Here is an 11,008-nt window from a genome sequence, read left to right on the forward strand (position 1 = left end):
CATCAACGGAAAAACTACATTCAAAGTCAACGTGCTACCCTACTGGTTGGGTCCCATTCCTCCAAATAAAGCGATTTCAAATAGTTTGAAGTAACAATCTACGTTGATATAACCCAATTCTTTGGGTCAATCCCATTGACTTTCTACAGGTGCTAATATATTTGCAGGTTTATCGGGTCTCCTCTTGTCATAATTAACCTCATACCATCAGGACTTACGCACGACCAGGCCAGAAACCCGGTTTCGACCTTGATCTCTCGTTGACAAACCAACGATTTTTCGTATCACCCTTGTTTCTTTGCCTAAGTCCTCAATAAAATCGGCGGCTTAGTTCTAAACCAGGAATAAATTCTGGGTAAGTTATCATCAGCCTTATCTTTATAGCGTCAAAATCACTGGTACGTGGTCGCTGGGTTGGGTCTGTTTTCTCGGAGCAATATCAATCGTGCAGCTAGTTGCTTTTTCGTAAAGTTCTCGGGTGAGATAATGATGGTCAATTCGCCAACCCCTATTTTTTTGAAAACCGCCAGACCGATAGTCCCACCAAGTGAAATGTCCGCCTTCGGGGGTAAATTTGCGAAAGGCATCGGCTAATCCTAATTCTAGCACTGTCCGCAAAGCTTGGCGTTCTGGTTCGGTAGCCATCACTTGATTTTCTCGTCCTTTGGGGTTGTAAATATCCTTATCTTCCAGGGCTATATTAAAATCACCGCAGACACAGAGCGATTTTGGATTATCTGATGCTTCAGTATTGATTATTGCTTGGAGATAATCGCGCAATATTTGTAACCAACGAAGCTTATAAAGATATTTTTCACTTTCTAATGATGAACCATTGGGAACGTAAAGATTGACAATGCGAACTCCCTGAAAAACGCCGGTTATGACGCGCTTTTGCTCGTCAAAATCTCCCCCATCGGTTCCTAATATTGGCGCGAATCCCGTGCTAACCTTTTCTAAAGGTTCGCGACTTATAAGCGCAACGCCATTGTATGCTTTTTGCCCGGAAATATAGAGGTGATAGCCTAGTTGTTCAAAAGGCGATCGCGGAAAATCTGCATCGATAACTTTAGTTTCCTGCAAACACAAAACATCTACAGGATGTTCCTGTAACCAAGCTACCACCGCCTCCAAGCGGGTGCGAATTGAATTAACGTTCCAAGTAGCGATTTGCATCTGGTAATTGGTAATTAGGCTCGTAGTAGGTGCTTAAGCACCTACTACAAACTCATTATCTATCAGCTAGATTACACAATTCAACTCTCCGGCTTTTCGAGTAAAGCGGAGGTTTTCTGCATAGTCTACGGGACAATCAATCACCGAGGGAACGGATTGCTCTAGTGCTTCTTTTATGGTAGGAATAAAGTCGGCAGTCGATTCGACTCGGTATCCTTTTAGACCCATGCTTTCGGCAAGTTTAACAAAGTCTGGATTGCCAAACTTGACAAAATCTGAAACACCCAATTGGTTGAGTTGCTTCCACTCGATCAAGCCGTACCCGCCATCGTTGAAAATGATGGTAACAAAAGCTGTGCCGACGCGGAGGGCGGTTTCTAGTTCTTGGCAATTCATCATAAAACCGCCATCGCCGGTAACGGCGACGATGCGCTTTTGCGGGGCGACTAATTTGGCTGCGATCGCACCCGGTATGGCAATCCCCATCGCTGCAAACCCGTTAGAAATTATACAAGTATTCGGACGTTCGCAGTGATAGTGCCGCGCCATCCACATTTTATGCGCCCCCACATCGCAAATAACGATATCTTCTGGCCCCATGACTTGACGCAGATCGTACACCAATTTTTGCGGCTTAATCGGGAAGCTATTATCGTTGGCATACTGTTCGTAATCTGACCGGATATCATCGCGCAATTCCAACGCATGGGGGTCGGGTTTACCAGTGCGATCGCTTCGTTCTAAAATTTCCGTCAGCGAATCCGAAATATTCCCCACCACTTCTACGATAGGAATATAACTGCTGTCGATTTCGGCGTGAGTTGCGGCAATGTGGACAATCGGAATATTGCCATTGGGATTCCACTTTTTGGGTGAATATTCAATCAAATCGTAACCAATAGCAATCACCAAATCGGCGCGATCGAACCCGCAACTGATATAATCTCGCAACTGCAACCCTACCGCCCAAAGTGCCAGAGGATGAGTGTAAGGAATTACTCCCTTACCCATGAATGTATTTGCGACGGGAATATTCAGTCGGGTGGCAAATTCCGTCAGCGCTTCGCTTGCTCCGTCGCGGATGGCTCCATTTCCGACTAAGATTAGGGGATTATTCGCTTGGGAAATTACCTCGGCTGCATGTTCGATACTGCGGAACGACGCATAGGTTTTTTCTACGTCGCCTTTGCTTAGCGGTTCCCCCGTCACCGGCATGGCAGCGATATTTTCCGGCAGGTCGATGTGAACCGCCCCTGGTTTTTCTGTCTGCGATATTTTAAATGCTTTGCGGACAACTTCGGGCGCGATGCTGGGGCGGACAATTTGTTTGTTCCATTTGGTCACCGGCGCAAACATCGCCACCAAATCTAAGTATTGGTGAGATTCAATGTGCATTCGGTCCGTTCCGACTTGCCCGGTAATTGCCACCAAAGGGGCGCCGTCCAAGTTCGCATCTGCCACGCCCGTCATTAGGTTCGTTGCACCCGGTCCAAGCGTAGAAAGACAGACTCCCGCCCGTCCGGTTAAACGTCCGTAGACATCCGCCATGAAGGCAGCACCTTGTTCGTGACGGGTGGTAATAAATTGAATCGAAGAATTTCTCAGCGCTTCTAAAACGTGCAGATTTTCTTCGCCCGGAAGTCCAAACACGTATTGTACGCCTTCGTTTTCCAGGCAGCGTACTAGCAGTTGAGCAGTGTTCATGTTTTGGTAATTGGTAATTGGTAATTGGTAATTGCTAATTGGTAATTGCTAATTGCTAATGGCTAATTGTTCAGAATTCCTTACCATTAGCCATTAGCTATTAGCCATTACCCAGTTTTACTTGACCCAAACGGTTTTGATGTTGACGAATTCGTGAATGCCTTGGATGCCCAATTCGCGCCCGTAGCCAGACCGCTTGATGCCGCCAAATGGCAGGCGCGGATCGGATTTAACCATGCCGTTGATAAAAACAGCCCCGGCTTCTAATTCGTTAATCAACCGATCCCGTTCCTCCTCCACATTAGTCCAAGCACTCGCCCCCAGTCCATAGGGGATGTTATTCGCCCTGGCAATGGCTTCATCTATATTGGCAACGCGGAATAACAGCGCCACTGGACCGAAAAATTCTTCGGATTCGGCGGGCGTCCCCGGTGGAAAGTCGGTCAAAATTGTGGGGGGATAGTAGTTCCCCGGTCGATCTGTTAATGGTTTTCCCCCTGTGAGAACTTTTGACCCACGGGCAATGCATTCTTGCACCAGATCGTCTAAATCTTTGAGCATTCCTGGTGTTGCCAATGGTCCCAAGTCCGTATCCGGGTGCATCGGATCGCCTATTTTGAGTGCCTGAAATTTTTCTACCAGGCGTTGGGCGAAGGTGTCGGCGATCGCATCCACTACAATAAATCTTTTTGCCGCAATGCAAGATTGACCGTTATTCAGCATCCTAGCAGCCACCGCCGTGGACACCGCCGCCTCCAGGTCGGCACTTTCTAGAACGATAAACGGATCGCTACCTCCCAATTCCAGGACGGTTTTTTTCAGGTGCTTGCCAGCTGTTGACGCTAAACTAATTCCTGCGCCTTCGCTACCCGTCAGCGTTGCTGCCATCACCCGGTCATCTGCTACAATCGCGGCGACTTTATCCGCGCCTACCAGCAAGGTTTGAAACGCTCCTTCTGGAAAACCCGCCTGCCGGAATATTTCTTCAATCTTTACCGCGCACTGGGGTACGTTGGAAGCGTGTTTGAGCAACCCGACATTTCCTGCCATCAGTGCCGGTGCGGCAAAGCGAAACACTTGCCAGAAGGGAAAGTTCCACGGCATCACGGCTAAAATTGGCCCCATCGGTTGATACCGCACAAAACTTTGACTCGCGTCGGTGGATGCTGGGACATCTGCCAGAAACTCGGCGGCGTGTTCGGCGTAGTAGCGACAGACTAGGGCGCATTTTTCAGTTTCGCCGATCGCTGCCTTCAGCGGCTTACCCATTTCCTGGGTCATTAGCTTGCCGAACTGTTCCTTATTTTCCTGCAAAATCCGCGCCGCTTCGTTCATCCACGCCGACCTTTGCGTCAACGGCGTCTGGCGGTACTGCTCAAACGCTCGTTTCGCAACTGCCAGCTTGGTTTCAATTTCTGCATCCGTCAGCGGCTCAAAGGTTTTGAGGGTTTCTCCCGTTGCTGGGTTAATTGTGGCGATACCCATTCCTTAAATTCCTCCCAATTTAACTTGGGGTTTGCTGTGGTAGGCTCGATCTATGTGTCTCGCTGCCCCAGCGTTCCTCGTGGGATTTTAGATTTTTGATTCAGCCTCTCAATCTAAACCTAAAACTCTCGCGTTCCCCGTTTATTTATTATTGTTTCACACCTGTTGCCGCGCCGCGCATATAAATTTGCATATTTTAGCCGTTATTAGCGGTCTGTCAGCAAAATTTAACAACCATTTAAACATGATGTGGCTCAATCTAAAATCCGAGATACAATCTGGATATTGACACCACAGCCTTGGGCTGTCGCTTCCTCAAGCCGAGCAAGCGCACTCAACGATAGTCAGCACCCAGCTCTAAAGAGACGGGGCATCATGCCTCAAATCTTTAGGTGGTAGAAAGAACGAGCCAGTCAACTAAAGCGCCGACCTCCTGTTGTCTATTCCACCAACGCTATAGCTTTTACCAGGTGAGGAGAAGCTTTGGAAGCAATTTTTAATTGCGGTAGAAGACGACTAAAAGTTTATGCCGCCGCTGTTGTGAATGCCTCGCCCATCTTTTATCAGAGGGTATCTCGCAACTCAACCACTTCCCCTGAGAACAGAGCATGGACGTTTTGAACTTTCCCTTTAACGGTATTGTCGTGCCTATTAAAAATAAGCCTGTGATTTTAGCAGTCGATAACGACGAAGACAACCGAGTGCTAGCTGCCTTAGCGGTTGAGCAAGTGTTGGATTGTCGCGCTATAGTTGCCGCTGATGGGAAAACCGCTATATCGTTAGCTCACCTTTCCCAGCCGGATCTGATTCTGCTAGATATTCTACTGCCCGACTTAAACGGCAAAGAAGTTGTCCGCCGCCTGAAGCAGCATCCAGACACCCAGGCGATTCCAATTATTGCAGTAACGGCTTTAGCCCAACCACAAGACCGCACGAGCATTTTAGCAGGTGGTTGCGATGACTATCTCAGCAAACCTTACATGCTGGAAGACTTAGAAGCGGTCATTCGTCGCCATCTGCGGATGCCATCTCTGATTTAACCGAAGTCAATCAAGCCTCTTCGCGCAGTTCCGGCCTAGCTGCCAAAATAGCGATCGTGCCCATATGGCCTGATTCTAATTTGGCATCGCTGAGCCAGTCAATCACGGGTACGCCTACCACTTCCTCAATCAGCGCTTTCAGTTGTGGCTCCAGCGCCTTGTTTAGATTAAACCGCACTTGCTGAGCTAATTCCCGTTTACCTTGCTCAGCCAGCAATTGTACGGGGCGAGTCATAAAATTATGCAAAACAATGGCAATTTTATTGTCAAAAATCTGACAAGCGACTTCAGCAGGCTGCGACTCCAAATAACTGCGGTACAGCGCTTGGATACGCTGCGATAAGTTTCGTTCTAGTTGCCCCCTTGTCGGCTTGGGTATCTCCCGATAGGAGCAAGAGTAAAGATTTGTACGCGACTGTTTCAACGGTAACAAGGTCAAAAAATTAAAAAGTCATTCCAAAGGAGTATTTATTTTTGCATCACCTGTGTTTCATCACTCTTGAGCGGTGAGTCGTTGAGAAAATTTCTCTTAACACAGTCTTGAGATCAACTTTATTACTTTTGTAACAGAATCCGCTCTTTTGGCTGATTTATATGATGTCCTTAGGTATCGGTAGTGTATGGATGGCGAATTGCTAATTGCTAATTGCTAATTGTCTCCAGAGCAGCCATTAGCGATTAGCAATTAGCCTTTACACAACCGTTGCTACCGAACATGATATTACACATAAATGTGCATTTTTTGGCTATTTTACAGTAAAATACCCACGTTAGCTAAAACTGAACCGGAAACCTGAAGGCTAAATCCTTTACCCTTCATCCCTCATGCTTTAAAGCGAGCCAGTCTGTTGCAAGCGCCACCCCCCATGTCCCCTGACTTTTCACAGCATCTTTCCTGATGCCAGAGATGGGGAAGATGAGGAAGATGAGGAGAATATTGCTTTCATATCTCCCTCAGCTTCAAAGTCTCCCCATTCTCCCCAATCTCCCTTGTCTGGGCGATTTCTCGATTCCCTTGTGCCGCTTGAAGAATGCCTCGTCGATTCAAACGCATCGCTTGCTTCCATTCGGAAATCTAGAAGGAACCCTAACACAGACTATGATTATGGAAATCTCTCGCGGCAGCGGCGAGCAACCTATTACTCAACGGCCTTTAGTTTTGGCTGTAGACGACAATGAAGATAACTTGGGGTTAATTAGTTTTACCCTCGATTTGTTTGGTTTTGCCGCGCTCAGCGCAAAAGACGGTCAGACGACGCTAAAGTTAGCACAAACTCACCAGCCAGATCTGATCCTGCTCGATATTATGCTCCCCGATTTGGATGGCATAGAAGTTGTTCGTCGCCTCAAGCAAGACTCGCGAACAAAGTCAATTAAAATTATTGCCGTAACGGCCTTGGCAAGAGATGAAGACCGCGATCGCATTTTAGCATCAGGTTGTGAGGGCTACATCAGCAAGCCTTACATGGTTGATGACCTGGAAGCTTTGCTGCGTCGTTACCTCGCCTAAACGCCGTTTACCCTCGGATTGGGAATGAAAATTGTACGATCTTAGATTGAAATTAAATCTAAAATCTAAAATCTAAAATCTAAAATTTCCTATTCCCCTTCCATTGTTGATTAACTGCGCTTTGAGGAATCTCGCACTTGGGGCGGGTCAGCTAAAATAGCAATAATACCGCTGCGGCCTGTCTCTAATTTGGCATCGCTGAGCAACTCAAGCACAGGAACTCCCACAACTTCCTCAATCAGTTGTTTTAGTTGTGGTTCAATAGCTGCGTCTAAATCTGACCGCACTTGCTCGGCTAATTCCTCGCGACCGCTGTTAACTAAAAGTTGTTCTGGTTGGGTCAGGGCATCTTCCAGAACAATAGCAATTTTTTCATCAAAAATTTGGCAAGTTATTTGACCGGGTTGATGCCCCAATTGAGTGCGATATAAAGCTTGAATGCGCTGGGATAGGGTGCGCTCTAATTGTCCGCGTGTAGGGCTTGAACTTTCCATTTTTCTGGATTTTAAGCTTATAAAATCAATAGGTATGATACGTCAGCATATCACACTCTAGACAGATGACAAAATCAGGAATTACGCAAAGAAACAAAGGGCGAGTCGAAAAATCCTTGGTTTGGCAACCACAGATCAAGGTCGAAACCGGGTTTCTTTTCTCGTCGTGCGTAAGTCCTGAAAATAAAAAAATCAGTCTTAAGCAGTATTTTTAACCAACGATTACAGGACTTACCCACGACAAACCTATCACCAAAGTTTCTGGCTGCTTCCGCGAGTGCGGCAGGGAGGCATATCTTTAGTTCCACAGCGACGATTTTTCACAGAAACTTTGGTGATTTGCCTAAGTCCTGCCTTATTTTTGCCAACAAAAAAGACGTTGCTGGCAACTTCTTGGTTAGCAAAGCTTTTGCAGGTAGGTTGGATGCTGGAACGACCCAGCCTACGCGCGCTAAAATGTTCCGGGGTAAATCAGAATTTTGTAGGTTTCTGGTGTGGGAGCAATCCCTCGTTCTACAGCTGTTGATAATTCCCTGAGGGGATAGCGATCGCTAATTAACGCATCCACATCGATGCGCCGGTTAAATACAATATCGCTCGCCAAATTTTCACCAGGTAAGACGAACTATAACTGCCCATTAAATCGATTTCCCGCCGAGCCAAAATATTGGGATTAATCGGAATTTCCACCAAAGCGGGAAACTCGGCGAAAAACAAGATCTTGCCCCCCTGGCGCGTCACATCCAATGCTTTTAAGAAGGCTTTCTCCCTGGGAACTGCAAGCAATGCGGTATCGACTCCCAAACCATTGGTGATATCATGTCCAGTAGCAACGGTTGTGTAACTGCTAATAGCTAATCGCTAATGGCTGCTCTGGAGGCAATTGACAATTAGCAATTAGCAAGCGAGCAATTAGCCATCCATACACTACCAATACCTCAGGACATGATATGAGTTCTTTTATCTTACTGGGTAGGTCTTAATCGCGGGCACGAAAATGCTCCGCTTCTGCGCCTACTGCAAGGGCTTTTTCCATGGGGGAGGGCAGCAAGTCGGTGGCGATCGCTCTGGCGCCAAAATACTTCACCAGCATAATACACCGCCGGGCCCCGTCACCAAAACCGTTTCTCCAGGGGAAATTTGAGCTTTTTTCACCGCTTTGAGACAGCAGTTAGTCGGTTCGACAAAACTCGCCTGTTCAAACGTCACCGAGTCGGGAATGGGAATCAACCCCCCATTTTGCACTGCGGTGACCCGGTACTTTGACATATTCGGCAAAGCGCCGCCACTGGCAGCAAAACCCGCTGTCATTCATGCAGTAGGCGCAACCCATACAAGCAATGTGGTGCATCACCACCACGGGAGTCCCTACTTACCAATTCGTTACATCCTCTCCCACGGCGGCGATCGCACCAGCGGTTTCTTGTCCAAAGATACGCGGCGGTTCTTACAGCGGATAGGGAATTTTTTTTAGATCCGACTGGCACAAACCGACCACTCGCACCTGTACCAGTACCTCATCGGGTTGTAGTTCGGGTGTCGGTACTTCTTCGTAACTTAGCTGATGTCCCTGGAGATTTATCCATAGGACTTACCCACGACGATCCTAGAAACAAAGGTGATTTGCGTTAGTCCCGATCCACTGACATTTTTCCTGTGACTCCTGTCCTTTGTCAAGCAGGTATCAATTGTTATTTGTACTCATAAATTTTCTCTGGCGATATTTTTCAGTGCGAACGCGAGTGCGTGCGGTCGGCATATCGCTTTTTTTTGCGCTCGAGCGAAATCTTCCGGATGAACCAGCGAAGTTCCCGAAAGAACAAGTAGAAGCAAGAGACACAAAAACGAGGTCTGCCCCATGTGCCTGCAAAAATCCATCTTCCAAGTTAACACCTCGCCGGTAGCTGTATCAAATCAAACTTCCATGATGCCTTCACGAGGTAGCGGACGCTAAGAGTATCCGATGCAACCAAGAACAGCCGTGCCAGGTAGTAATTTTTCTTACTACCTGCTTCTGTTAAGTTTTAAGTACGGCGTAGCAGCTCGTTAAAAATTTAAGGCTTTGTTATACTGATGTTTTAATAGCATAAAAAATTACACTTGGTCATGGAAGCTCTAGTTGGTTAAATTAGCAGCCGAAAAATATCGTTGGGGGAGGAATTTTCTGCTGGTCTTGCTTGAGTTCCTTTTCAGCTCAAACGCGTCTGTGATTCAGCTGGGGTGAAAATCTAGCCAGCTGTTGATCGGGATCACCCTGAAGTTGGGTTAAATCGTCTAGTCTTAGTGCCATTCGCACCAGAACGGGGAATAATGACTGCCAGCAGGCAATCATTTTGTTGTTAACCTATGGACTTTTGTCTCAAGCTTTGCCCAGCTTTTGACAAATGACTTGAGTGTGACTGGCGATCCAAGATCGGTCAAGCGATCGTTCATACCTGTTGAATCTTAAACCTATGCCATACTGTCATTCCCAAACATGAGCAACGACCTCAATCTGATCAAAAGCCTCAGCCCCAGTGCAATGGATCAGATCATGCTGTATCTGGCCTTTAGTGCCATGCGAACCAGCGGACACCGACACGGGGCGTTTCTGGATGCAGCCGCAACAGCGGCGAAGTGCGCGATTTACATGACCTATTTGGAGCAGGGTCAAAACCTGCGGATGACGGGTCACCTCCATCACATCGAACCGAAGCGGGTTAAGGCAATTGTTGAGGAAGTCAAGGAAGCTCTGACGAAGGGCAAACTGTTAAAGATGCTGGGGTCCCAGGAACCCCGATATCTGATCCAGTTTCCTTATGTCTGGTTAGAAAAGTATCCTTGGATACCAGGGCGCTCTCGGATTTCTGGTACGAATCTCACATCTGAGGAAAAACGACAGATTGAGGAAAAACTACCCTCGAGCATTCCTGATGCCCAACTGATCAACTCGCTTCAGTTTATGGAGTTGATCGAATATCTCCACAACCGCTCCCAGGAAGATTTGCCCGTAGAACAACAACTGCCGCTTTCTGAAGCTTTAGCAGAGCATATCAAGCGTCGCCTGGTCTACGCTAAAACGGTAACCCGGATCGATTGTCCTTGGGGTTTGCCCTTCTATGCCCTCACCCGCGCTTCCTATTCACCAGCAGACGACGAAGAGCGCACTTATATCATGGTCGAGGATACGGCTCGCTATTTCCGTCTGATGAAGGGTTGGGCAGAACGAGAGCTGCACGTAATGCGAATTTTAGAGGAATTGGATATTCCCCATGAGCGCATTGAGGAGGCGCTCCAAGAACTCGATGTTATTATCCGCGACTGGGCGGATAAATATCACCGCGAGGGAGGAAAACCGATGATTTTACAGATGGTGTTCGGAACTAAAGATGAGTAAGGTGCAGTAGCATCGAACGGGCAGGTGCCCGTTCCCTATCTTTTGTCAAGTGATAGGCTACGCTATTACAGTTGATAGCGGTTACTTCGGCACCGACCAAGAACGCACCTCACCCAAAGTAACCGGCATCGGATCTCTAACATCAATCGTAAACCGAAATACCTTCTTCGCCCTCCGACTATTTTCCGGATCAAAAAACTTCAATTTCACATCCCAACAATCG

At 47.4% G+C, this 11,008-nt stretch carries 13 protein-coding genes; 4 read left to right on the top strand and 9 right to left on the bottom strand.

Features of this window, described 5'->3' with window-relative positions; translation table 11 throughout:
- Window positions 1-378: 378 nt before the first annotated feature.
- From xth to ACE1CM_RS17380, 3 genes are all read right to left on the bottom strand, one after another.
- Window positions 379-1,176 carry an exodeoxyribonuclease III gene (gene xth / locus ACE1CM_RS17370; protein ID WP_374878765.1) on the bottom strand — a complete coding sequence of 266 codons (798 nt, stop codon included), beginning with the start codon at window positions 1,174-1,176 and terminating at the stop codon, window positions 379-381.
- Window positions 1,177-1,242: 66 nt separating this feature from the next.
- A complete protein-coding gene (locus tag ACE1CM_RS17375; RefSeq protein ID WP_374878766.1) occupies window positions 1,243-2,880 on the bottom strand; it encodes an acetolactate synthase large subunit in 1,638 nt (545 codons plus the stop codon).
- A 117-nt stretch (window positions 2,881-2,997) separates the two neighbouring features.
- The gene (locus ACE1CM_RS17380) at window positions 2,998-4,365 is read right to left on the bottom strand and encodes an NAD-dependent succinate-semialdehyde dehydrogenase (RefSeq protein ID WP_374878767.1); all 1,368 of its coding nucleotides are present in this window, start codon (window positions 4,363-4,365) and stop codon (window positions 2,998-3,000) included.
- 608 nt (window positions 4,366-4,973) lie between these two features.
- On the opposite strand from ACE1CM_RS17380, the gene ACE1CM_RS17385 reads away from it, so the two are divergent.
- On the top strand, window positions 4,974-5,405 hold the full coding sequence (locus tag ACE1CM_RS17385; protein ID WP_374878768.1) for a two-component system response regulator: 432 nt from the start codon (window positions 4,974-4,976) through the stop codon (window positions 5,403-5,405).
- A 10-nt stretch (window positions 5,406-5,415) separates the two neighbouring features.
- Here the strand turns inward: ACE1CM_RS17385 and ACE1CM_RS17390 are convergent, their stop codons facing one another.
- On the bottom strand, window positions 5,416-5,829 hold the full coding sequence (locus ACE1CM_RS17390; protein ID WP_374878770.1) for a DUF2294 domain-containing protein: 414 nt from the start codon (window positions 5,827-5,829) through the stop codon (window positions 5,416-5,418).
- A gap of 457 nt (window positions 5,830-6,286) precedes the next feature.
- Window positions 6,287-6,472, bottom strand: a complete 186-nt coding sequence (locus tag ACE1CM_RS17395) for a hypothetical protein (protein ID WP_374878772.1) — start codon at window positions 6,470-6,472, stop codon at window positions 6,287-6,289.
- Between the two features lie 38 nt (window positions 6,473-6,510).
- Here ACE1CM_RS17395 and ACE1CM_RS17400 point away from each other — a divergent pair, with 38 nt between their 5' ends.
- The gene (locus ACE1CM_RS17400) at window positions 6,511-6,915 is read left to right on the top strand and encodes a response regulator (protein ID WP_374878773.1); all 405 of its coding nucleotides are present in this window, start codon (window positions 6,511-6,513) and stop codon (window positions 6,913-6,915) included.
- A 110-nt stretch (window positions 6,916-7,025) separates the two neighbouring features.
- Here ACE1CM_RS17400 and ACE1CM_RS17405 read toward each other — a convergent pair whose 3' ends face one another.
- The 3 genes from ACE1CM_RS17405 to ACE1CM_RS17415 all read right to left on the bottom strand — a co-directional run bounded on the left by ACE1CM_RS17405 (window position 7,026) and on the right by ACE1CM_RS17415 (window position 8,678).
- The gene (locus tag ACE1CM_RS17405) at window positions 7,026-7,409 is read right to left on the bottom strand and encodes a DUF2294 domain-containing protein (RefSeq protein ID WP_374878775.1); all 384 of its coding nucleotides are present in this window, start codon (window positions 7,407-7,409) and stop codon (window positions 7,026-7,028) included.
- 555 nt (window positions 7,410-7,964) lie between these two features.
- The gene (locus ACE1CM_RS17410) at window positions 7,965-8,213 is read right to left on the bottom strand and encodes a hypothetical protein (RefSeq protein ID WP_374878777.1); all 249 of its coding nucleotides are present in this window, start codon (window positions 8,211-8,213) and stop codon (window positions 7,965-7,967) included.
- A gap of 279 nt (window positions 8,214-8,492) precedes the next feature.
- Complete coding sequence (locus ACE1CM_RS17415; RefSeq protein WP_374878779.1) at window positions 8,493-8,678, bottom strand: hypothetical protein; 186 nt, start codon at window positions 8,676-8,678, stop codon at window positions 8,493-8,495.
- Between ACE1CM_RS17415 and ACE1CM_RS17420 the strand changes: the two genes are divergently transcribed.
- On the top strand, window positions 8,659-8,883 hold the full coding sequence (locus tag ACE1CM_RS17420) for a hypothetical protein (RefSeq protein ID WP_374878780.1): 225 nt from the start codon (window positions 8,659-8,661) through the stop codon (window positions 8,881-8,883). The genes ACE1CM_RS17415 and ACE1CM_RS17420 overlap by 20 nt on opposite strands.
- A 1,002-nt stretch (window positions 8,884-9,885) precedes the next feature.
- Complete coding sequence (hetR, locus tag ACE1CM_RS17425) at window positions 9,886-10,785, top strand: heterocyst differentiation master regulator HetR (RefSeq protein WP_374878782.1); 900 nt, start codon at window positions 9,886-9,888, stop codon at window positions 10,783-10,785.
- A gap of 81 nt (window positions 10,786-10,866) precedes the next feature.
- Here hetR and ACE1CM_RS17430 read toward each other — a convergent pair.
- Window positions 10,867-11,008: hypothetical protein (locus tag ACE1CM_RS17430; RefSeq protein ID WP_374878787.1), on the bottom strand; the 142-nt coding region annotated here is incomplete at its 5' end.

The sequence above is a fragment of the Microseira sp. BLCC-F43 genome (genome assembly GCF_041929235.1).
In the GTDB taxonomy this organism is placed as follows: Bacteria; Cyanobacteriota; Cyanobacteriia; order Cyanobacteriales; family Aerosakkonemataceae; genus Microseira.